The sequence below is a fragment of the Bradyrhizobium sp. Cp5.3 genome (assembly GCF_000426265.1).
GTDB lineage: Bacteria > Pseudomonadota > Alphaproteobacteria > Rhizobiales > Xanthobacteraceae > Bradyrhizobium > Bradyrhizobium neotropicale.
In genome coordinates this window covers 247,174-269,842 of sequence record NZ_AUFA01000005.1, presented here as the reverse complement: position 1 = coordinate 269,842, position 22,669 = coordinate 247,174, and the positions used below count along the sequence as shown (strand labels likewise).

General features: G+C 64.3%; 22 protein-coding genes and 1 tRNA gene. 16 read left to right on the top strand and 7 right to left on the bottom strand.

The features are described from left to right. Positions 1–83: 83 nt before the first annotated feature. The 3 genes from K289_RS48590 to K289_RS0111345 all read right to left on the bottom strand — a co-directional run bounded on the left by K289_RS48590 (position 84) and on the right by K289_RS0111345 (position 1,372). Positions 84–293 (bottom strand): DUF3551 domain-containing protein, encoded by a 210-nt coding sequence (locus K289_RS48590; protein WP_245283897.1) that lies wholly within the window; start codon positions 291–293, stop codon positions 84–86. 415 nt (positions 294–708) lie between these two features. Then, positions 709–915 carry a hypothetical protein gene (locus K289_RS0111350; RefSeq protein WP_027551622.1) on the bottom strand — a complete coding sequence of 69 codons (207 nt, stop codon included), beginning with the start codon at positions 913–915 and terminating at the stop codon, positions 709–711. Between the two features lie 52 nt (positions 916–967). After that, complete coding sequence (locus K289_RS0111345) at positions 968–1,372, bottom strand: response regulator (protein WP_027551621.1); 405 nt, start codon at positions 1,370–1,372, stop codon at positions 968–970. A gap of 85 nt (positions 1,373–1,457) precedes the next feature. Here K289_RS0111345 and K289_RS0111340 point away from each other — a divergent pair, with 85 nt between their 5' ends. The 15 genes from K289_RS0111340 to K289_RS0111265 all read left to right on the top strand — a co-directional run bounded on the left by K289_RS0111340 (position 1,458) and on the right by K289_RS0111265 (position 14,635). Further along, the gene (locus tag K289_RS0111340; RefSeq protein WP_027551620.1) at positions 1,458–2,465 is read left to right on the top strand and encodes a chemotaxis protein CheB; all 1,008 of its coding nucleotides are present in this window, start codon (positions 1,458–1,460) and stop codon (positions 2,463–2,465) included. 9 nt (positions 2,466–2,474) lie between these two features. Then, positions 2,475–2,756 (top strand): hypothetical protein, encoded by a 282-nt coding sequence (locus tag K289_RS0111335; RefSeq protein ID WP_027551619.1) that lies wholly within the window; start codon positions 2,475–2,477, stop codon positions 2,754–2,756. A gap of 344 nt (positions 2,757–3,100) precedes the next feature. Continuing rightward, entirely contained in the window at positions 3,101–6,277 is a 3,177-nt protein-coding gene (locus K289_RS0111330) for a CheR family methyltransferase (protein WP_027551618.1), read from the top strand. A 3-nt stretch (positions 6,278–6,280) separates the two neighbouring features. After that, on the top strand, positions 6,281–7,027 hold the full coding sequence (locus K289_RS0111325) for a Crp/Fnr family transcriptional regulator (protein ID WP_027551617.1): 747 nt from the start codon (positions 6,281–6,283) through the stop codon (positions 7,025–7,027). 259 nt (positions 7,028–7,286) lie between these two features. After that, entirely contained in the window at positions 7,287–7,454 is a 168-nt protein-coding gene (locus K289_RS50350) for a hypothetical protein (protein ID WP_156917915.1), read from the top strand. Positions 7,455–8,138: 684 nt separating this feature from the next. Continuing rightward, positions 8,139–8,345 carry a hypothetical protein gene (locus K289_RS0111310; protein WP_027551615.1) on the top strand — a complete coding sequence of 69 codons (207 nt, stop codon included), beginning with the start codon at positions 8,139–8,141 and terminating at the stop codon, positions 8,343–8,345. 2 nt (positions 8,346–8,347) lie between these two features. Next, positions 8,348–8,548, top strand: a complete 201-nt coding sequence (locus tag K289_RS0111305; protein WP_027551614.1) for a hypothetical protein — start codon at positions 8,348–8,350, stop codon at positions 8,546–8,548. A gap of 69 nt (positions 8,549–8,617) precedes the next feature. Then, positions 8,618–8,791 carry a hypothetical protein gene (locus K289_RS51490; protein ID WP_198024685.1) on the top strand — a complete coding sequence of 58 codons (174 nt, stop codon included), beginning with the start codon at positions 8,618–8,620 and terminating at the stop codon, positions 8,789–8,791. Positions 8,792–9,023: 232 nt separating this feature from the next. Beyond that, a tRNA-Gln gene (locus tag K289_RS0111295) sits at positions 9,024–9,097 on the top strand. A gap of 179 nt (positions 9,098–9,276) precedes the next feature. Then, positions 9,277–9,639, top strand: a complete 363-nt coding sequence (locus K289_RS0111290; protein ID WP_027551613.1) for a DUF1428 domain-containing protein — start codon at positions 9,277–9,279, stop codon at positions 9,637–9,639. A 369-nt stretch (positions 9,640–10,008) separates the two neighbouring features. Then, positions 10,009–11,262, top strand: coding sequence for an ABC transporter substrate-binding protein (locus tag K289_RS0111285; RefSeq protein ID WP_027551612.1), 1,254 nt, complete (start codon positions 10,009–10,011; stop codon positions 11,260–11,262). A 65-nt stretch (positions 11,263–11,327) separates the two neighbouring features. Continuing rightward, positions 11,328–12,191 carry a branched-chain amino acid ABC transporter permease gene (locus tag K289_RS0111280; protein WP_027551611.1) on the top strand — a complete coding sequence of 288 codons (864 nt, stop codon included), beginning with the start codon at positions 11,328–11,330 and terminating at the stop codon, positions 12,189–12,191. After that, positions 12,191–13,162, top strand: a complete 972-nt coding sequence (locus K289_RS0111275) for a branched-chain amino acid ABC transporter permease (RefSeq protein WP_027551610.1) — start codon at positions 12,191–12,193, stop codon at positions 13,160–13,162. Before K289_RS0111280 ends, K289_RS0111275 begins: the two co-directional genes overlap by 1 nt. Beyond that, positions 13,152–13,919 (top strand): ABC transporter ATP-binding protein, encoded by a 768-nt coding sequence (locus K289_RS0111270; protein WP_027551609.1) that lies wholly within the window; start codon positions 13,152–13,154, stop codon positions 13,917–13,919. Before K289_RS0111275 ends, K289_RS0111270 begins: the two co-directional genes overlap by 11 nt. Continuing rightward, positions 13,916–14,635, top strand: a complete 720-nt coding sequence (locus tag K289_RS0111265) for an ABC transporter ATP-binding protein (protein WP_027551608.1) — start codon at positions 13,916–13,918, stop codon at positions 14,633–14,635. Before K289_RS0111270 ends, K289_RS0111265 begins: the two co-directional genes overlap by 4 nt. Here K289_RS0111265 and K289_RS0111260 read toward each other — a convergent pair. Next, complete coding sequence (locus K289_RS0111260; protein WP_035684447.1) at positions 14,617–15,294, bottom strand: TetR/AcrR family transcriptional regulator; 678 nt, start codon at positions 15,292–15,294, stop codon at positions 14,617–14,619. The two genes, K289_RS0111265 and K289_RS0111260, sit on opposite strands and share 19 nt — an antisense overlap. A gap of 108 nt (positions 15,295–15,402) precedes the next feature. Between K289_RS0111260 and K289_RS0111255 the strand changes: the two genes are divergently transcribed. Continuing rightward, positions 15,403–17,691: an arylsulfatase gene (locus K289_RS0111255; protein WP_027551606.1), complete on the top strand. Its 2,289-nt coding sequence runs from the start codon at positions 15,403–15,405 to the stop codon at positions 17,689–17,691. Between the two features lie 17 nt (positions 17,692–17,708). Here K289_RS0111255 and K289_RS0111250 read toward each other — a convergent pair whose 3' ends face one another. From K289_RS0111250 to K289_RS0111240, 3 genes are all read right to left on the bottom strand, one after another. Next, on the bottom strand, positions 17,709–18,290 hold the full coding sequence (locus K289_RS0111250; RefSeq protein WP_027551605.1) for an invasion associated locus B family protein: 582 nt from the start codon (positions 18,288–18,290) through the stop codon (positions 17,709–17,711). A 63-nt stretch (positions 18,291–18,353) separates the two neighbouring features. Then, a complete protein-coding gene (locus K289_RS0111245) occupies positions 18,354–21,500 on the bottom strand; it encodes a multidrug efflux RND transporter permease subunit (RefSeq protein WP_027551604.1) in 3,147 nt (1,048 codons plus the stop codon). Continuing rightward, entirely contained in the window at positions 21,497–22,669 is a 1,173-nt protein-coding gene (locus K289_RS0111240) for an efflux RND transporter periplasmic adaptor subunit (protein ID WP_027551603.1), read from the bottom strand. The genes K289_RS0111245 and K289_RS0111240 overlap by 4 nt, the downstream gene beginning before the upstream one ends.

The window sequence follows — 22,669 nt, the reverse complement described above, 5'->3', positions numbered from 1 at the left end:
ATCCGCGCGGCAAGGCGGCATCGCCTGCTGCAGGCGGCGAACGTCCCGGTGCAGCCGGCGTGCGACTGGCTGTCCCTTAGGCGTCAGTAGCGATATCGGCGTTGCAGGCCGTATGCAACGCGCGGGTTCAGGCCGCAGCCGACGTTGCGCCCCGACGCCGATGCCAGGCATTGCGCCCGTGTGCTGTAGCTGCAGTCGCCGGGATAGCCCACGCCCTTGCCCTGGACGCACCAGGGATAATCCTGGGCATGGGCAGGCGCCGACCCCGCGAACGCACCGATCGCGATGACCAGGCAAGCGAGTACTGAAAGTCTTGGCACGGACCGCTCCTGTGGTTGAGGAGATCGCCACGCATCAACCGTGTCCCGGCGGGCGCGTTCCAGTCTCTGCGCCGCCGTGCATCCCAAGGCGCACGTCGCCTTTCAAAAAAAAGCAGTGCCGGCGATTCACATAGCATAATGCGCGCGGTTCCTCCGGCCATCAGACTGCACGGGCTGGAAACGGGGGCTGCGATGGTGATGGATCGCATCGAGCAGGCCTTTGTCGCGACCGCAATCACGGGCTTTATCGTGATGACGGGGGCGATTGTTTGGATGATGTTGAGCTGACGGCGGGGAGATCATTTTGCGCGTTGCGCTGCCTTACGCCGCCGTGATCCTGTGCCTGGCGGTGACCGCTTGGCTCGCCTTCGTGCATCTGTTCTGACAGTCAATTTGCCGTGAGCGTGACGGTCAGGCGTTTATGTCCGTACGGTTGACCGTCGCTGCAGGAATTTTCTCGGCTCAACTCCTCGCGCAGGCGCTGCGCGCTGACGAGATGGTCGCTGTTGCGCAGCAACGCCAATGCCTTGCGAACCAGGTCGCGCGAATGGGTCAGGAGTTGCGCGTCGATAGCGGAATTCGGTGAATAGATCATCGAATATCCCTTCAGTTTTCGTTGAGCAGACCGGCAGCGCCTCCGTCGCGCGTCATGCCAGTTGGTCGCCGATGATCGCAGCCAGATTCCGGGCCATTGCCACGATATCGATCGGCTTCTCCCAAAGCGGCACGTCCTGAAAATCCGGCTCAATGGTGATCTTGTCGTAGCCCGTCGTGAACACGAACGGCACCTGACGCGCCCTGAGCTCGCGGGCAACGCGATAGATCGTCTCGTTGCGAATGTTCACGTCGAGCACCGCCGCATCGAGAATGCCGCCACCGTGCAGGATTCCCACCGCGTCCTCGATATGGCCCACCGGACCCGCCACCTCGGCGCCGAGCGCGCGCAGTGTCTTGCCGATATCGTCAGCGAGGAAATATTCGTCCTCGACCACAAGAATGCGGCGACCCGTCAGCGGTGAGCTTTCACGGGGCAGCGTGGACGATAAGGGCATGATGCCTCCAGCGGTCCCTTGAACAATTAGGAACATAAGCCCGGGACCCGCCTTGGTGCAAACGATGCAAGCGAAGGTGGGTTCCATGAGCAACCGCGACATCATCGTCATCGGGGGCTCGGCTGGGGCGACGCCACCGCTAAAGCAGATCCTGGGCCGCCTGCCGGCGGACCTGCCGGCAGCCATATTCATCGTGCTGCACATACCGGCGCAGGGCATCGGCATCCTCTCAACGGTGGTGAGGAGTGCCGGCAAGCTTCCGGTGCGGCAGGCCGAAAACGGCATGAAAATCGAGGCTGGCCAGATTTATCTGGCGGCGCCGGACCACCATCTGCTGCTGTCCGAGCATCATGTGTTCCTCGGCCGTGGTCCGCGCGAAAACATGGTGCGGCCGGCGATCGATGCGTTGTTCCGTTCGGCTGCGCTGCATCATGGTCCACGCGTGATCGGTGTTCTCCTCAGCGGCCTGTTATCCGACGGCGCGGCCGGCCTCAACGCCATCAAGCGCTGTGGTGGAACGACCGTGGTCCAGGACCCCCGGGATGCCATTGCCGACGAGATGCCACGGCGCGCCCTGGAGGCGACGACGATTGATCTCTGCGTGCCCGGCGCCGGAATGGGCGATGTCCTGTCCGAACTCGTCAGAGAACCGGCGGGAGCGGCGCTGCCGATCCCTCCGGAAATCAGGCTTGAGGTCGAGATTGCGGCTGGTGACCGCATCGGCAGTGACAGCCTTGCCTTGCTCGCCGATCCGGTCGCGCTGACTTGTCCGGGATGCGGCGGCGTCCTCTCCGAGATGAAGGAGGTGCGCCCCATGCGGTTCCGCTGCCAGGTCGGTCACGCCTACACGGCCGATGCGTTGGCCAAGGAGCAGGAGGGACGCGTCGATGAAGCCTTGCGCGTCGCGCTCCGCATCATCGAGGAGCGGGCGGAGCTGGTGCAGCGCATGGCCAGAGACGGTCGGCGCAGCGGCCGGCTTGCGGTCGCCGAGATATACGAGGAGCGCGCCGCTGAATATCGTGAATATGCCGACATGATCCGGCGCGTCGTGCTACACTCGCTCGATCCTCCGGTTCGCAAGCAGGAAGCTTGAGGCGCTGCCATGGCCCTGTCCCTTGCCGAACGCACCGAGCAGCTCAACGCCGAGCAGCGCCTTCTCATCAAGGCGGACCGGGATATCGAGGAAGGTCGGCAGCGATTGCGCGACCAGGAGAACCGGGTGCTCGACCTTCAGGCCGACGGCCACGACATACGCCAGGCGGAACGGCTGGTCGACCTGCTCAAGCAGACCCTGACCGAGTGGGAGCGCCACCGCACGCTGATCGAGCAGCGCGTCATCTATCTTCGTCAGCAGGTTGATCTGACCCCGCCAAAGGCCGGCTGACCGACGGTTTCCTGAATTCCGCACCGAGCTCGAACATATAGTCGAGCTGCCGCTCGACGCTGCGGCGCCAGCGGTCGTTCTCGTCGAGCAGCCGACGGGCGGTCGCGGTGGCGCCGTCGGCTCGACGGATCAGCGCCGCGAGTTCTTCCGATATCTGCATCGCGGGCTCCTGCGGGACCCGGCGAGCATGGACCTTACCTCGCGGTCTGACAACGCCCGGGAACACACGCTCGAACGGAGCGCATTACATTTCCGCCTTTGATCTGTTGGGGTAAGATCAACTTCTGCTATTTGCAGGGAGCGAGCGCCGGTTGCTCGCGCCAGCCAGTGAAAGCTACCAGACCATGAATGAAGTAGGCGACCAGCCGGTCGAGGGAGAGCGCCAGATCAAGAGCCCGCTCATCATCGGGGTTGGCGCATCGCCCGGCGCGCTGGAGAGCATCGAGCGCTTCTTCGCCAAGCTGACCGTGGCGAACGATCAGGCCCTCGTGCTGGCGCTTCAGCATCACGACGCCTTCGATGGGTCCCGGCTGCGCGCGATCGTCCAGGGGTCGAATGGGGGCAGGGTCGCCGACATCGCTGATGCTCAGACGATCGAGGGCGGCACGGTCTATCTGTGCCCACCGGCGATGATCACGACCATCCAGGGCGATCGGTTCGCACTTCGCAAGGCCGAGCAGGCGCCCGGCGAGCGCGCCACGATCGACAGCTTTCTGGTGTCGCTGGCCGAAGAGCGCGCCGAACAATCGATCGGCGTGATCCTGGCCGGCACCGGCGGCGACGGCACGCTGGGCACCGCGACGCTGAAGGATCATGGCGGCCTCGCGATCGCCGAGAGGGTCGTAAGCCACGAGGCCGATCACCAGCTCGACGGCAACACGCCGGCGGCGATCGCGGACTACGTGCTGCCGCCGGAGGATATCCCGGAGCATATCCAGGTCTATGCCCGCCATCTGCGGCGCCTGGAGGAGAAGCAGGGGTTTGACGAGGTGCTGGCTGCGGCCGCGACGTCGCTGTCGCGCATCGCCGACATCCTGCGCAACAAGACCGGCAATGATTTCCATGGCTACAAGCAGAACACCTTCCTGCGCCGCGTGCAGCGGCGCATGCAGGTGGTCCAGATCGACGATATTCCGGCCTACGTCGATTTCCTCCGCAACGACAAGGACGAGGCCCAGCATCTCTTCAACGACCTGCTGATCGGGGTCACCGAGTTTTTCCGTGACAAGCGCGAATTCGAGGTGCTGGAGAACCAGATCATCCCGAAGATCTTCGAAGGCAAGGAGGCCGGCCAGCAGGTTCGCGTCTGGGTGCTCGGCTGCGCCACCGGCGAGGAGGCCTATTCGATCGGCATCCTCCTGCGCGAACACATGGCGCGGCTGGATTCCGCGCCGCAGGTGCAGATCTTTGCGACCGACATCGACGGGCGGGCGCTCGCGGCGGCGCGCGTCGGCCGCTACCGCACCAACATCGAGGCGGATATGACCAACGAGCGCCTCGCGCGCTGGTTCGTGCGCGAAGGCGACACCTATTGCGTGGTGAAGGAGCTGCGCGAGATGTGCATCTTCTCGCAGCACAACGTCATCAAGGACGCGCCGTTCTCCAAGCTCGACCTCGTCTCCTGCCGTAATCTTCTGATCTATCTCAACGCCGAGCTGCAGAACCGGGTGATCCCGCTGTTCCATTTCGCCCTGCTGGCCGACCGGTTCCTGTTCCTGGGCAATTCCGAGAACGTGACGCGGCATCCAAAACTGTTCTCGCCGGTCGACCGCCGCGCCCGCATCTTCAAGAAGCTCGAGACCGGGACGCGGCTGCCGCCGGAATTTCCGATCACGACCAGCGCGGGCAGGGCGCCGGTCGAGGTGCCGCCGGTGCGCTCGTTCGGCCCCGACGTCGGCCTCGAGCGCCGCGCGCAGCGCATCGCGGAGCGCTATGCGCCGGCCTATGTCATCACCGACGACAATTTCCAGATCCTGCACTTCTCCGGGCGTACCGGGCGCTACATCGAGCCGACGGCGGGGACCGCGACGCTCGACCTGCTCCAGCTCGTGCACCGCGATCTCAGGCTCGAATTGCGCACTGCGCTCAGCCGCGCCGCGGAGACCAACGAGCCCGCCCATGCCGAGCAGGTGCAGCTCGGGGTGAACGGCCATCGCGTCCTGGTCGACATCACGGTCGAGCCGATCCAGGAAGGCGCCGGCGGCCACCGCAATTTCGTCGTGCTGTTCAAGGACGGCCCGGCCCGCGTGATCGACGCCAGCCAGAACAACCCGAACGCACTGGTGCGGACCGAACATGTCGAGCGGCTCGAAAGCGAGCTGCGCGCCACGCGCGAGCGCCTGCAGGCGACCATCGAGGAGCTGGAGAGCACCAACGAGGAGCTGAAATCCTCGAACGAGGAATACCAGTCGCTCAATGAGGAGCTGCAATCGGCCAATGAAGAGCTCGAGACTTCGCGCGAGGAATTGCAATCGGTCAACGAGGAACTCACCACCGTCAACGGCGAGCTGGCACATCGCGTCCAGGAATTGACGCGCGCGACCAGCGATCTCAAGAACTTCCTCGAGAGCACGCAGATCGCAACCGTGTTCCTCGACAATGACCTGCGGGTGATGAATTTCACGCCCGCGATCACCCAGGTCCTGCATCTCGTCGAAACCGACGTCGGCCGCCCCATCGCCCACATCAAGGCACGCATTCCGATCGAGGAACTCTACGATGACGTCCGCCGCGTGCTGCGGACGCTCGCGAGCGCCGAGCGCGAGCTGAGCGCGCCGGACAGCGGCACGCGCTACATCGTGCGCATCTTGCCTTATCGCAGCATCGATAATTTCATCGCCGGCGTCGTCATCACTTTCATCGACGTCACCGCGATCACCCGCGCCGAGGAGCGGCAGCGCCTGTTACTCGCCGAGCTTCAGCATCGTGTCCGCAACACACTCGGCGTGGTCCGCTCGATCTCCCGCCGTACGGCGGATTCGAGCGCCACTGTCGAGGAGTTCGCCTCTCATCTTGACGGCCGCCTCAACGCCTTCGCACGCACCCAGGCGCTGGTGACCCGCGATCCCGAAGGTGGCGTCGATCTCGAATATCTCGTCGTCGAGGAGCTGCTGGCCTACAATGCCAGGGAAGGCGAGCAGGTGCGTGTCTCAGGTCCCCGCGTGCGTTTCCAGCCGAAGGCCGCCGAAACCTTTGCGCTCGCCATCCACGAGCTTGCGACCAATGCGCTGAAATACGGTGCCTTGAGCCAGCCGACCGGGCGGATTGAAATATCCTGGCGTCTCGATGAGAGCGCCGCCCCAGCCGAGCTCGTGTTCGAATGGCGCGAGCGGGGCGGGCCGCAGGTCGCGCCATCGTCACGAAAGGGCTTTGGCGCCGAGCTCCTGGAGCGTACGCTGGCGTTCGAGTTCAAGGGGCAGACCACGATGGCGTTCAATGGACCCGGACTGCAATGCACGATCATCATTCCCCTGAGCAAGCGTACTTTCCATACGGCGGGGGGGAGGGGCGGGGAGCGGTAATTGATGCCTTTGTCGACCCTCGATCGAAGCGTCACTGAGCCGGTCATCCGCCGGTTGAATGCGCTGCGGCCATTGTCGGCTGAGGCTTCCGCCGTGCTCGAGCACGCCATGCTCGAAGGGATGCAGCGCGCCGGGGCAGGCGAAGATCTGATCTCGGAGGGCGATCCCGTCGACAGCGTCCGCATCGTGCTCTCGGGCTGGCTCAGCCGCTACAAGACGCTGGAGGACGGCCGGCGCCAGATCGTCAATTTCGTCTTTCCGGGCGAAACCTGCGACGCGCATGCGTTCCTGCTGACGGTGATGGATCATTCCATCTCGACGATGACGCCGGTGGTCTATAGCGAAATCAAGCGTCAGCGCTTCGAGAGCCTGTTGGCGAGTGATCGCTCGCTCGCCGAAGCATTCTGGTGCGAGACGCTGGTCAACAACGCAATTCAGCGCGAGTGGGCCATCAATCTTGGTCGCCGTACGGCACTTGAGCGCGTGGCGCACCTCTTTTGCGAAATCTTCGAGCGGCTTCGCCCGGTCGGGTTGATCGAGGGCAATTCCTGCATCATGCCGGTGACGCAGATGGATCTCGCTGATGCCACCGGCCTTTCCGTCGTTCACTTGAACCGCACGCTGCAGGAGCTGCGGGCGACCGGTCTGATAGCACTGCGGGAGCGCACCTTGACCATCAGCGACCTCGGCGCGCTTAAGGATGCCGCGCTGTATTCGCCGAGCTATCTGCAACTCTATCGCCGCGGTTGACCGGCTTTGCTCACAGAGGCCCGGCCGGCCTGTCCACGGAACCGGTTCGCTCGGCTCAAGTCGGCAGCAACTGGCCCGAACGAGGCGCTTCATTCGCAAAATATGCGTGTCCCGTGTCCCGCCAGTAACGCCCAAGGTTCACTTTTGAACCAAATCGGTGCAGGCCGGTTGACCCGCATCACCGGCACAGGCTCTGCCCGTAGGCGCTGGTGGCTGAGAGACCGATTTGCGCTCCCGCCTGCAAACAGGGAGCGCCATCATGCCGGATAGACAATGGGTCTATCGACCTTCCAACGATGAGACACAGCACGTCGATTTGTTGCGCCAGTTCCTGGAGGAGGCGCGCAAGGTTCTCGACGTGGCGATGCCCGACACTTTCCTGGGCCGCAAGACTTACGAGCCGTTTCCGAAGGAAGAGGCCCAATAGCGGTAATACTCTTGTCCTTTCCGGTCGGGAAAAACTGGCACCAACTGCATAGTCGATCAGACCTATCCTATGTTAATTTTCGGGCATGGGACGTGAGCGCGTCATCCTGGCGATTGCCGTCGCGGCCGGTGCTTTCACCGTCGGCGCCGTCTCGGTTCTTTTGCTCGGCTTTTGATCTAGCTCAACGAGCGCGTTTCGTTCGGGAGTTGCCTGCCATAGGGGCAGGAAAATCCGAACGGGGCGCACCATGACGCGGCCGTTAATAGTCCAATCGCTGGTTTGGCTCCTGGCCGCTCTCGGTGTGCTGGCTATTGTCTCGATGGTTCTCTGAGGCCGCGCCGATCGGGCGCGAGAGGCAGGCTGCACGCGCCGGGAACGGGGCGGATATCAGCGCGTCCGGTTGTCATTAAATCCTTGTGTTGCCCCGTCAGCCAAATCCGCAATTGATCGGTCAAGGCCCCGGCCGTCAAAATATTCCACTTAGCCGAAATTCGGCTTTGCCGTAGGTCGCCTGCGCCAGCTAAATTCGCGCAGCGTTAACCTATTGAAATGCCGGAACCCGCACCTGCGCCGGAAGCTGCAAACGAACCTGCCCGGTTGGGCCGCCCCAGTCCGGCATCGCGTCGGCCCCGGCGCTACCTCCCGCCGGGGCCAAGGTCCTTCCGAACTCGTCCGTGAAAAGCGATGACCACCAAACGCAATCGAACCAAACAGACGCAATCGCTCCAGGAGCGTTTGCACGCGTCCGCCGAAAAGGCGCGCGAGCTTGCGCGCCGCATGCCCGCGGGCAAGGAGCGCGAGCTGTTGCTGCGCCGCGCCAAGCAGAATGAAGTGACCTCGAACCTGACGGATTGGCTGAGCGCCCCCGGCTTCACGCGTCGGAGGGTATGACCATGCAGACCATCAAGCACTACCGTGCCTTCCAGATCGATCCCGACGGCCACGTGTCCGGCTGCATCAATCTCGTCTGCGGCGACGACGAGGAGGCCAAGCGCGAGGCTGCCCGGCTCGTGCTGCTCCACCGCATCGAGCTGTGGCGCCTGGATACGCGGATCGCACAATTCGAACTGCCGCCGGATAGCGTGCGTCAGTAGGCCACCGGGTAGATGACCGCGGGGATCCGCGGCCTGCAGCCGGCCGCACAATGAACCAGGACTGAGCCGTTGTACGCGCTGTTCGAAGGTGACAGACAGATCGGCGATCCCTTTCCCACCGAGAAAGAGGTGTGGGAGGCCGCCCTGATCGAAGGGCTGGTGACCGATGTCCCGGTGGCGGACGAGGAGGGCGGCCGGATCCTCCCGGCCGGATATCACGTCCGCAGGCTGGACGAGACCTGAGACTCAGGGCTGGATTGGAAGCTGCCGCGCAGGGATATCGTAGTGGAGGGCGGCCATTTCCGACGCCCGGCCACCTCCTGACCGTCCGCAAAACACCTGTTCACCACGGCGCTTGCCAGCCCAAAGCCGAGCGGGTAGAAACCCTCCACGCCTGAGCCGTGATTTGCGCGAAACGCGCTTCCGGCAAAGTCGGACAGATCAGTAAGATATTGAATTTGTTCGACTATTCCGTTGGGGAATGGTGTAACGGTAGCACAACAGACTCTGACTCTGTTTGTCTTGGTTCGAATCCAGGTTCCCCAGCCAGCCGCGCCTCTGAAGAGAAGGCGCCTCCCGACAAGCTCCTGCGCATCGATCATTCACGCCGCCGGCTCGCCCCGACTGGAGCTCGCGACGGTTTGCCTCATCTCGAAACGGTCGGCGGGCGTCGGATCACCACCCGCTGCATCGTCCTTGGGGCTCAACGTCACCCAAGGAGATCCGAGATGCCTTATGTCGATGGTTTCGTGCTGGCCGTGCCGAAGGACAAGATCGAGGCCTACAAGGCGCTGGCGCGAACGGCCTGCGCTGTCTGGATGGAATACGGCGCGCTCAATTACGTCGAGTGCATCGGCGACGACGTCCCCTATGGCGAGCTGACCTCCTTTCCGCGCGCGGTGATGGCGAAGGAGGACGAGGTCGTGGTGTTCTCCTGGATCGTCTACCGCGACCGCCAGCATCGCGATGCCGTCAACAAGCAGGTGATGGCCGACCCGCGACTCAAGGCCGGCGACATGCCGTTCGACGGCAAGCGGATGATCTATGGCGGTTTCGAAACGCTGCTCCAGGCGCGCGACGCCACGGGCTGACGCGTGGGAACCGTAGACGTGTTTCGTAGGGTGGGTTAGCCCCTGCGGCTGCGCGAAGCGCAGTCCGCTAGGCGTAACTCACCTCTTTTGTTTCCGCGGAAACAGACAGTGGTGGGATACGCTTCGCTAACCCACCCTACGCAGCGGGCGTCGTTGTAGACATGGACAACCTCGCCGGTTGTCGCGCTCACAATGAACGATGCGGCGCTCCCGCTGCATCTGTGCAGCATCGTGGCAGCCCGTTTCACCTTGCCGGCTCCTGACCGGCATGCCATCCTCGCATTGCCAGGAATAATCAAACGGCGGCCGGCGCAACGCCGAGCTTCCAAAAAACCTTGGTTGGGGAAACCCTTTGGGAGGTCTGATTTCATGACATTGAAGCACGTCACCGGGCTGCTTTGCGCGGCCGCGATGTCCCTTGCGCTCGCGGCAGGCGCGCGGGCCGAGGACAAGGTCGTCAAGATCGGCGTGATCATGCCGATGTCCGGCGGCACCGCGTCGATCGGGGCGCATGCCAAGGCGGCGATCGAGGTCGCCATGGACATCATCAACAACGCCCATCCCGAGCTCGGCAATCTGCCGCTGGCGAAGAACGCCGGGCTTGCCGGCCTCGGCGGCGCCAGGATCGAAGCCGTGTTCGCCGACAACCAGGGCAACCCCGCCACGGGACAGAACCAGGCGCTGCGCCTGATCACGGAAGAGAAGGTCGCGGCCGTGTTCGGCGCCTATCAGTCCGGCATCACGCTGACCTCGAGCGCGATCGCCGAGAAATACGGCATTCCCTATCTGAACTCGGAGTCGGTCGCCGCCAATCTCACCGAGCGCGGCTTCAAATGGTTTTTCCGCACCACGCCGATCGCCACCGACTTCGCCAAGATCTACGTCGACTTCCTCGCCGACCTGAAGGCGCAGGGTATCAAGACCGACGCGATCGCGCTGGTCCACGACAACACCGAATACGGCGCCTCGGTCGCGAACACGATCAGCACCGCCTTCAAGGAGAAGGGCCAGCCGATCGCGGTCGACGTCGCCTATCCCGCGAATGCAACGGACGTGCAGGGGCAGGTGCTGCAGCTCAAGGACAAGAAGCCCGACGTGATCATCATGATCAGCTACACGTCGGATGCGATCCTGTTCGCCAAGACCATGCAGTCGCTCGACTACAAGCCGCCGGTGCTGCTCGCCGACGACGCCGGCTATTCCGACCCGTCCTTCATCAAGGCCGTCGGCAAGATTTCTCAAGGCGTCTTCAATCGCTCGTCCTGGGCGGTCGGGCCGTCCGGCTCGCCCTCGGCCATCATCGCCGACATGTACAAGAAGAAGAGCGGCGAGGAGATGGACGACACCGTCGGCCGCCAGATGCAGGGGTTCTTCGTGCTGGCCGACGCGATCGACCGCGCCGGCTCGACCGAGCCTGCAAAGATCCAGGCGGCGCTGAAGGCGACCGATCTGAAGCCCGAGCAGCTCATGATGGGCTACAAAGGCGTGAAGTTCGACGACAAGGGCCAGAACGTTCTCGCCTCGGGTCTGATCATCCAGCTTCAGGACGGTGAGAACTACGTCGCGGTGTGGCCGAAGGCCAGTGCCGAGAAGGCCCCGATGCTGCCCTACAAGGGCTGGTGATCTCTGAGGGCGGGGCCGTCGGCCCCGCCCTTCCTGTTGGGATTCGATCAGAGCAACGTTGACTGATGTCCTTTGTTCTCGTGCAGGTGATCGTCGGCGGGCTGCTGCTTGGCGCCGTCTACGCCCTGTTTTCCTCGGGCCTCACCCTGGTGTGGGGCATGATGAACATCGTCAATTTCGCCCATGGCGATTTCGTCATGCTCGGCATGTACGTCGCCTATGTCGTGTACACCTTGATGGGGGGAGGGCCGATCCTCGGCGCGCCGCTGGCAACGCTGGTGCTCGCGACCCTCGGCGTCGTCGTCTATTTCGCCCTGATCCGCGACATCATGAAGGGGCCGATGCTGGCGCAGATCCTCGGCACGTTCGGGCTCGCGCTGCTCTTGCGATACTCGGTGTTCTGGTGGTTCGGCGCCAACTTCCTCTCGATGCCGCAGGACATCGTCGGCGGCACTTATGCGTTCGCGGGCCTGCGCATCGAGGCTTCGCGATTGCTGGCCGGCGTCGTCGCGCTGCTGGTGACGTTCGGCCTGCATTTATTGCTGACGCGTACCTCGCTGGGCTCGAAGATGCTGGCGGTGGCGGAGGATGCGACCGCGGCCCAGCTCATGGGCATCCGGCCCGACACGATGCAGGCGATTGCCTGGGCGATCGCGGCCGGCGCGACGGGCCTTGCCGGCGCGCTGATCGCGAATTTCTTCTACATCGTGCCGACGGTCGGCGAGACGCTCGCCATCGTCGCCTTCGTCACGGTGTCGCTCGGCGGCTTCGGCAGCGTGCCCGGCGCGCTCGTCGCAGGGCTCCTGATCGGCGTGATCGAGTCGTTGTCCGGCTATCTGATCGGCGCCGTCTACAAGGACATCGTCGTCTATGTCCTGTTCCTGTTCTTCCTCTGGTTCCGGCCGCAAGGCTTGATGGGGAAGATGTGATGCGCCGCCTGCTCTGGCTCTCGGTCGTCGCAGCGGTGGCGATTGCCTATCCGCTGCTTCTGTCTTCGCCGTTCCAGCAACGCCTCGGCGCGCTGGTGCTGCTCTATGCGATTGCAGCCTCTGCGTGGAACATCGTCGGCGGCTATGCCGGCCAGGTCTCGGTCGGTCATGTCGTGTTCTTCGGCTGCGGCGCCTATGCCGCGATGGGCTCCTACGCGAAGTTCGGCCTGTCGCCGCTGTTCGGAATTCCCGGCGGCATCGTGCTGGCGGTGGTGCTCGCGGCCATCGTCGGCGTGCCGACGCTGCGGCTATCCGGCCATTATTTCAGCATGGCGACGATCGCGGTCGCCGAGACGATCCGGCTGATCGTCACCAACACCGATTATCTCGGTGCGGCCGTAGGTCTCTCCGGTCCGACCGTGCCGCGCAACATCTTCGATCTCTCGTTCCTGTCGTCGCTGCCGTACTACTATCTCTTCCTCGTCATCCTCGCGATCACGCTTCTCATCACCTGGTGGATGGCCAATAGCCGGATGGGATTTTACCTGCGCGCGATCAAGGATTCCGAGCGCGCCGCGCGTTCGCTTGGAGCGCCCGCCAGCCGCACGAAGCTCTATGCGTTCATGCTGAGCGCGGCGCTGACGAGCGTCGCCGGCGCGCTCTATGCGATGATGTTCGGCTTCGTCGATCCCGAGTCGGGTCTCGGCATCCTGATCTCGGTGAAGATCCTGATCATGGCGGCGCTGGGCGGGGCGGGGCTTTTGTTTGGCCCTTTGGTCGGTGCCGCGATCCTGGTGCCGCTGGAGGAGATCTCCAACAGCTGGCTCGGCGGCAAGGGCGCCGGGCTCACCTTCGTGGTCTATGGCGCGATCATCGTGCTGATCGCCCGCTTCCAGCCGGGTGGTATCCTCAGCCTGTTCAAGCGGCGCGGCAAGCCGGGCGCCGATACGGGAGCAAGCCATGCTCCTTGAAGCACGCGGCATCACCAAGGCGTTCGGCAGCTTCAAGGCAGTGGACGATGCCTCCGTGACGCTGGAGCAAGGCGACATCCTCGGCCTGATCGGTCCGAACGGCGCCGGCAAGTCCACCTTCTTCAATTGCCTGACCGGCGACCTCAAGGCCACCTCCGGCCGCGTGCTATTCGGGGGGCGTGACATCACCGACTTCACGCCGGAGCTGCGCGCGGAGCTCGGGCTCGCGCGCACCTTCCAGGTGCCGCAGACGTTCGAGGGCATGACGGTGCTCGAGAACGTCATGATCGGCGCCTTCCTGCGGTCTTCGCATCGCGCCGAAGCCGAGACCAAGGCGCACGCCGTGCTGGAGCGCGTCGGGATGAGCCGGCTTGCGGAGGCGCCCGCGCGCTCGCTCGGCACGCCCGGGCGCAAGCGGCTGGAGATTGCGCGGGCGCTCGCGACCGAGCCGAAGGTGTTGTTGCTCGACGAGGCCATGGCCGGTCTCAACGCCAATGAGGTGAAGCTCGCGATCGACCTCGTGCGCGACATCCACCGCTCCGGCATCACGCTCGTCATCGTTGAGCACATCATGGAAGTGATCATGTCGCTGGCAAGCCGCGTGATGGTGTTCCATCAGGGCAAGGAGATCGCCCGCGGCGGTCCGCGCGAGGTGACATCCAACCCGGCGGTGATCGCGGCCTATCTCGGCACCCGTGCGGCCAAGGCGGCCGCGGGACACACGCCGATCGAGCTGATGGGCGGGCCGCTCACATGAGCGGGCCTTTGCTCCGGATCGAGCACCTCGAGGTGCGCTACGGCGATTTGATCGGCGTCTCCGACGTGTCGCTGGAGGTGCCCGAGGGCAGCGTCGTCGCGCTGCTCGGCTCGAACGGCGGTGGCAAGACCACGACGTTGAACGCGGTTGCCGGCCTCATCCCGGTGCATTCCGGCGTGATCAGCTTTCGGGACGAGGACATCGCGGGCCAGAACGCCTTCGCGATCGTGCGCAAGGGGCTCGCGTTGTCACCGGAAGGCTGGCAGCTGTTCGTGCAGCAGAGCGTCGAGAACAATCTCTTGCTCGGGGCAACGCCGCTACACGACAAGTCGCGCAAGGCCGCACTGCTCGAGCGCGTCTACGAGATTTTTCCGCGCCTGAAGGAGCGCCGCAACCAGCGCGCCGGCACCATGTCCGGCGGCGAGCGGCAGATGCTCGCGGTCGGCCGCGCCTTGATGAGCGATCCAAAACTGCTGATGCTCGACGAGCCGTCGCTCGGCCTTGCGCCGGCGGTCGTCGAATCGATGTACGAGACCTTCGGCCGCCTGCATCGCGAGGGCCTGACCATCCTGCTCGCCGAGCAGTCGATCGAGCTCGCGCTGGAAGTGTCGGATTTCGCGACCGTGCTCCAGGTCGGCAGAAGCGTGCTGTCCGGCACGGCGGCGGCGCTGGCCGACGATCCGCAGGTGCAGAAGGCCTATCTGGGCGTCGACTGACCGATCTCTGCCTGAAGCAGCAGCAACAGGCAGTCGGCGAGCCGGGTCTCCATCTCTTTCGACTGGAGCGATAGCGGGCCGGGATCGTTGAGGATTGCATTCACGAGCGTGCCGAGCACGACCTGGAAGCCGAAGGCGATGGCACGGGTCTTTGCCGCCCTGCGGCCCTTGCCCATCGCCGGCAGCAGGAGAGGGGTGGCGCGCTCGCCGGTGGCGCGGGCGAGGGCCTTGAACATCGTCCATTTGTCCGGGCGCGTATCGTCATGCTGAAGCGCGGCGCGCAGCACGCCCTCGTGCTTGCGTATCCAGGCAATGATGCCGCTGACGATGACGCGACAGAGCTCATCAAGACCGACGTTCGCTGACGAAGCGCTGCCCATGTCCGTCAGCCGTTGTTCGCCATCGCGCGCAGCGAGGGCAATCAGCGCGTTGAAATAGGCTTCCTTGCTCTCGAAGCGGCTGTAGAACGCGCCGACGGTCACGCCGACCTCGGCGCAGAGGGGCTCGATCGCGAGTTCGCCAAGGCTGCGCGTGCGCAGCATGTCGGCGCCTGCGCGCAACAGCGCGAACGTCATCTCCCGGCTGCGCTTCTGGCGCGACGGGGCAACGCCCGGCAGGTCGAACTCGCGAAGTTCCGGCTCCCTTGATCGTGGCCGCATCCGTGCTTGCATCCAGCTTAAATTATAATCATAATTCGGATTATAATTTATGCGTAGACGGGCCTTGGGTCAACCGTGGCCGCTCGCGCAGCAATCAGGGAGGAGCAGATGAGCGCAGGCAGCGGCACGCCGTTCCGCGGTACCGTCGGCAAGACGGTTGCAGACTCGAAGCCCTGGTGGCCGGAGGCGCCGAAGCCGCCTGAGGGCGCGCCGAACATCCTGGTCGTGCTGTTCGACGACGTCGGCTTCTCCGATTTCGGCTGCTACGGCTCAGCGATCAGGACGCCGACCATCGACCGGCTCGCCGCCGAAGGCTTGCGCTACACCGGCTTCCACACCACGGCGATGTGCTCGACGACGCGCGCGGCGCTGCTCACCGGGCGCAACCATCATTCCGTCGGGGTCGGATGCCTTGCCAATTTCGACTCCGGTTATCCCGGCTATCGCGGCAAGATTGCACGCGAGGCGGGGACGCTCGCCGAGATGCTGCGCGTGCACGGCTATCGCAACTACATGGTCGGCAAATGGCACGTCACGCCGCTGACCGAAAGCGGCGCCACGGGCCCGTTCGACGGCTGGCCGCTCGGGCGCGGCTTCGACCGCTTCTACGGCTTCCTTGATGCCGAGACCGATCAATACGCGCCCGAGCTCGTCAGCGACAACACGCATATCGATCCGCCTGGGACATATGCCGACGGCTATCATCTGACCGAAGATCTCATCGATCAGGCCATCCGCTTCATCGGCGATCACATCGCGGACCGGCCCGATATCCCCTGGCTGACCTGGGTCGCGCTGGGCGCCTGTCATGCGCCGCACCAGGCGCCATCCGATATCATCAGGAGTTATGACGCTGCGTTCGCGCACGGCTGGGACGTCGAGCGTGAGCAGCGGCTGTCGCGGCAGAAGGCGATGGGGCTGGTGCCGCAGGATACGCGAATGCCCGCGCGCAACGACGGCGTGAAGGCCTGGGAGGAGCATTCCGCCGACGAGCGGCGCGTGTTCACGCGCCTGCAAGCCGCCTTCGCCGGCATGCTCGACCATTCCGATCGGCATCTGGCGCGGCTCGTCGCCTTCCTGGAGACGGCCGGCATCCGCGACAACACGATGATCATCGTGATGTCCGACAACGGCGCGAGCCAGGAGGGTGGGCCGCTCGGCTTCGTCAATGCGATGGGGCCGTTCAATTTCAAGCCGGAGCCGATCGCGGAGAAGCTGCGCCGCATCGACGACATCGGCGGGCCCGACACCCACAGCAATTTCCCACATGGCTGGGCGATGGCCTCGAACACGCCGCTGCGTCGCTACAAGCAGAACACCCATGGCGGCGGTATCCGCGATCCCTTCGTGATCAACTGGCCGAAGCCCATCTCGGGCCGGGGCGAGCTACGCCACCAGTTCGTGCATGCCTGCGACCTCACGCCGACGCTCTTGGATCTGATCGGCATCGAGGCACCCAACACGATCGCGGGCTGTCCGCAGATGCCGCTCGAGGGCGAGAGCTTTGCGCGCTCGATCACCGATGCGTCGGCGCCATCGAAGCGCTCGCCGCAATATTTCGAGATGTTCGGCCATCGCGGCCTCTGGCACGGCGGCTGGAAGGCGGTCGCCTATCATCCACCGGGCACGCCGTTCGAGAACGACAAATGGGAGCTGTTTCATCTCGACCTGGATTTTTCCGAAACCAATGATCTTGCCGCAGAGCAGCCGGATCGTTTGGCCGAGATGATCGCGCTCTGGTGGGCGGAGGCCGAGACGCACAACGTGCTGCCGCTCGACGACCGTTTTGGCCCGCGCTTTGCCGAGAACGCCGCGCGCTTCCACGGCGCGCGTCACCATTTCGTCTTCCATGCCGGCATGGGACACGTGCCGACCGACGTTGCGCCCGACGTGCGCAGCCGCAGCTACACGATCGAGGCGCATGTCGAGATCGATGGGACGGGCGCCGACGGCGTGTTGATCGCGCATGGCGACGCGACGTCGGGCTACAGCCTTTACATCAAGGATGGTCTCTTGGTGCACGACCTCAACATCGGCGGCAGCCACCAGATCGTGCGCTCGGATCGCAAGGTGCCGTCGGGCGTCCAGCGGCTAGGGGTGCATGTCGAGCGCCTCGTGCGCAAGGAGCCGCCCGCCAAGGGCTCGCGCACCGGCATCTCCGAATACACGCTGCTGATCGATGGCGAGCCGGCCGGGTCGCTTCAGACCCAGCTCGGTTTTCACACGCTGATCTCGTGGTCCGGCCTCGACATTGGCCGCGACCGCGGCAGCCCCGTGTCGCATTACGAGGCGCCGTTCGAATTCGCTGGACGGCTGTCGCGCGTCACCGTCACCATGCACAACGACCAGACGCTCGATGGCGATGCCGTCGGCAATGCGCAGATGGCGCGGCAGTAAAGGGAAGGAAACGCCCGTTACTTGATCTTGTCGTAGGCGGCCGCGAAGTCGCTGAGCGGCATCGGGATCGTGAGCGTCTCCTTGGCCATGTTCTGGAAGGAGACCTTCAACTGCTTGCCCGACTTCAGCGTCGCGAGCAGATCCGGCGCGATCGGGGTAGAGGCATAACAGCCGCGGTTTTCACAGGTCTGGATCTGAAGGTCGATCGCCTTGCCTTCGTCGACCTGGAGCTTTGCGCCCACGGGAAGGTTGAGGCCGAGCGGAAGCTGGAGCAGTGCCACCGGCGTGCGGGTATCGGGGGCGACGCGGATGTTGATCAGGACGACGGTCTGGCCGGTCTTGGTCAGGACGGCGTTCTGCTCGATCGCGCATTCGAGCGGTGCGTCTCGGCTCGGGCTGGTGCAGCGCGCGATCCAGCCCGGCTGCTGCGCGTTGCCTTGCGCGGCGTCGGCCTGCGCTTGCGGGGCGGGCGACGGCACTGCGGCTGGCGCGGGGTGGGCCGGCGCCGCATTCTTCTTGGCGGCTTGCTGAGCGTACGCGGCGCCCGTCGACAACAGGGCAGCGGCAGTGAAGGCAATCAGTTTGGATCGCATGGGCATGAAATATCGCGTTGGCGTGAAAGGGGAGTGTCGCTGTACCGTCGCAGGACGGGTAGCGCAAGCTTACTCTGCGGCTTCCTTGACGGTGCCGTGCTCGGCCACCTCGTCCCCGTCGCCATCGCCCGAACGGCCCCAGCTCGAGAACAGGTTGGAGAACTTGTCGAGATAGAGGTAGACGACCGGGGTGGTGAACAGGGTCAGCGCCTGGCTGACGATCAGGCCGCCGACCATGGCGTAGCCGAGCGGCTGGCGGATTTCGGCGCCGGTGCCGTGGCCGAGCATCAAGGGCACGCCGCCCAGCAACGCCGCCATCGTCGTCATCATGATCGGGCGGAAGCGCAGGATCGCGGCCTGACGGATCGATTCCTCCGGCGTCTTGTGCTCGTCGCGTTCGGCGGCGATGGCGAAGTCGACCATCATGATGCCGTTCTTCTTCACGATGCCGATCAGCAGGATGATGCCGATCAGCGCGATCAGGCTGAAGTCGAAGCCGGCCGCCATCAGGATCAAGAGTGCTCCGACGCCGGCCGAGGGCAGGGTCGACAGAATCGTGATCGGATGGATGTAGCTCTCGTAGAGGATGCCGAGGATCAGATAGACCACGACGAGCGCCGCGAGGATCAGCAGCGGCACGGTGCCGAGCGACTGCTGGAATGCCTGCGCGGTGCCCTGGAAGCTCGAATTGAGCGTCGCCGGCGCGCCCAGATCAGCCATTGCCTTCTGCACCGCCTCGGTGGCCTGACCGAGCGCGACGCCCTGCGCGAGGTTGAAGCTGATCGTGATTGCCGGGAACTGGCCCTGGTGGCTGATCGAGAGCGGCCGGACCGGATCGGTGGTCCAGGTCGCAAAGGTCGACAGCGGCACCTGGTCGCCGGTCAGCGGCGACTTCAGGTAGAGCTTGTTGAGCGAATCCAGATTGCCCTGCATCTCCGGCAGGATTTCCAGGATCACGTGATAGCTGTTGAGCTGGGTGAAGTACTGGGCGACCTGGCGCTGGCCGAAGGCGTCGTAGAGCGTGTCGTCGATCAGCTGCGGCTGGATGCCGTAGCGCGAGGCAGTGTCGCGGTTGATCTTGAGCTGGACGGTTGTGCCCTGCGTTTGCTGGTCCGTCGCGACGTCGCGCAGCTGCGGCAGCGTCTGCATCTTGGCGAGGATTTTTGGCGCCCATTCGTTGAGCTCGCCGAGATCGGCATCCTGCAGGGTAAACTCAAACTGCGTACGGGTCGGACGGCCGCCGAGCCGCACGTCCTGGGCCGCTTGCATGTAGAGGCGGGCGCCTGACACTTTCTCGAGCTGCGGGCGCAGCCGGCCGATGATCTGCTGCGCGGAGGCCTGGCGCTGGTCGCGCGGCTTCAGCGTGATGAACATGTTGCCGTTGTTGCCGGCGCGGCCGCTGCCGCCGATGTTCATTGCGATCGAGGCGACGTCGGGATCGGCCATCACGACCTTGCCGAGCTCGACCTGCCGCCGCTGCATCTCGGCGAACGAAATGTCCTGGGAGGCTTCCGACGTCGCGGTGATCAGGCCGACGTCTTGCTGCGGGAAGAAGCCTTTCGGGATCAGGATGAACAGATAGACCGACAGGGCGAGCGTCGCGAAGAAAATCGCGAGCGTGGTGCGCCGCCAGCTCAAGGCGTGATCGAGGACGTATTCGTAGCCGCGCAACATCGCGTCGAAGGCGCGTTCGCTCCACTGGTAGAACTTGCCGTGGGTCACTTCACCATGCGCGCGCAGGAAGCGTGAGGCCATCATCGGCGTCAGCGTCAGCGACACGAACATCGAGACGAAGATCGTCATCGCCAGCACGACGGCGAATTCGCGGAACAGGCGTCCGATGATGCCGCCCATCAGCAGCAACGGGATGAGCACGGCGACCAGCGAGACGCTGATCGACACGATGGTGAAGCCGATTTCCTTCGACCCCTTGTAGGCGGCGGCCAGCGGGGAAGCGCCTTCCTCGATATAGCGCGTGATGTTCTCGAGCATCACGATGGCGTCGTCGACGACGAAACCGACCGCGATCGTCAGCGCCATCAGTGAGAGATTGTCCAAGGAATAGCCAAAGACCCACATCAGGGCGCAGGCGCCGAGGAGCGCCAGCGGAACCGTGACAGTCGGAATCACGGTCGCCCAGAAGCTGCGCAGGAAGATGAAGATGACCATGACCACGAGGGCAATGGTCAGAAGCAGCGTGAACTGGACGTCCTCGACCGCGGCGCGGATGGTCGTGGTGCGGTCGCTGATGACCTCGATCTTGATGGCCGGCGGGATCGCCGCGACGAGCCGGGGCAGCGTTGCCTTGATCCGGTCGACGGTCTCGATGACGTTGGCGCCGGGCTGCTTGAACACCACCAGGAACACGCCGCGCTTGCCGTTGGCCCAAGCTGCCTGCTTGGCGTCCTCGGGACCGGTGACGGCCTGGCCGATGTCCCGAATCCGCAAGGGGCCGCCGTTGCGATAGGCGATGATGACGTCGTTCCAGTCCTTTGACTGGGTGAGCTGGTCGTTGGCGTAGATCGTATAGGCGCGCTTCTCGCCGTCGATGTTGCCCTTTGGGCTGTCGACCGTGGCGATCGCGATCTGGCTACGCACATCCTCGAGCGACAGGCCCTTGGCGACGAGTTTCGCGGGATCGATCTGGACGCGGACGGACGGTTTCTGCTGACCGCCGATGAAGACCTGCGCAACGCCGGAAAGCTGGCTGATCTGCTGGGCAAGCTGGGCGTCGACCGCGTCGCTGACGCTGGTGAGCGGCAGGGTGTCTGAGGTCGCCGACAATAGCAGGATCGGCGCGTCCGCAGGGTTCACCTTGCGGTAGGTCGGCGGCGAGGGAAGATTCTTGGGCAGCTGGCCGCTCGCCGCGTTGATCGCGCCCTGCACGTCGTTTGCGGCGCCGTCGATGCTGCGGTTGAGGTCGAACTGGATGGTGATCGACGCCGTGCCCAGATAGCTCGTCGAGGTCATCTGGGCGATGCCGGGAATCTGGGCGAATTGCCGTTCAAGCGGCTGTGCCACCGACGAGGCCATGGTCTCGGGACTGCCGCCGGGCAGATTCGCGGTGATCTGGATGGTCGGGAAGTCCACCTGCGGCAGCGGCGCGACGGGCAGCAGTGGATAGGCGACGAGACCGACAAAGAGGATGCCGGCCATCAGCAGCGAGGTGCCGATGGGATAACGGATGAAAGGTGCCGAAATCCCGCCCTCGGTCATTCCTGTCGAACCTTGTTCTGGCCGGGATCCGAACTCGCCACGGTCGTGGTGACGAGGCTTCCCGGCTGTACCTTGAATTGACCGCCGGTGATCACCTGCTGCCCTGGCGTCAGTCCTTCATCAACGACGGAACGTCCGTCGATGGAGTAGCTGGCCTTGATCTTGCGCAGCTCGGCCTTGTTCTCTTGGTTGACGGTATATGCGTACAGGCCATTGGTCGAATGCTGGACCGCATCATCCGGAACCACGGTCGCATCCTTGAGGGTGCGCACCAGCAGCCGTGTCGAAACCGACTGTCCCGGCCACAACGTGTGGTCCTTGTTGTCGAACACCGCCTTGAGACGAATAGTTCCGCTGGTCGTGTCGACCTGGTTGTTGATGACGGCGAGCTTGCCTTCCGCGAGCGTCTTCTTGCCGTCGGTGGTGAGCGCGATCACCTTGAGTGCGCCGGCCTTCTGCCCCTCGCTGATGTAGGGAAGTTGATCCTCCGGCGCCGTGAAGATCACCGAGATGGGCTCGATCTGCGAGATCGTGACGATGCCGGTCTGTGTAACGGCGTTGACGATGTTGCCGATGTCGACTTGGCGGAGGCCCGCGACGCCGGTGATCGGCGCCTTGATCTGGGTATAGTCGAGCTGGGTCTGGGCGTTGGCGATCGCGGCTTCGTCGGCGGCGATCTGGGCGGTGAGCTGGGCGACGGTGGAGCGCTGGGTATCGGTCTGCTGCCGCGTCGCGAACTCGCCGAGCTTGGTATAGCGCTGCAGGTCGAGATTGGCGTTGGCGAGGTTGGCCTCGTCCTGCTGCTTCTTGGCCTTGGCCTGGTCGAGCACGGCCTGGAACGGCCGCGGATCGATTTCGACCAGGAGATCGCCCTGATTGACGATCTGGCCCTCAGTGAAGGCGATCTTGTCGATCTGGCCATCCACGCGGGTCCGGACCTGCACCGTGTTGAAGCCCTGAACCGTGCCGAGACCCGTCAAATAGACCGGAAAATCCGTCTTCTCGACCGGCGCAACGCTCACAGGAATGGCGGGTACCCGCGCCGGACCCTTCTGTGCGGTCTGGGCTTTTCCGGCCTCAGCAGCGGAGTATCGCTGCCACCCGTAATAGCCCGCGGAGCCCACGGCCGCGATGATCAAAATCCAGAGGATCGGCCGTGATTTTTTCAT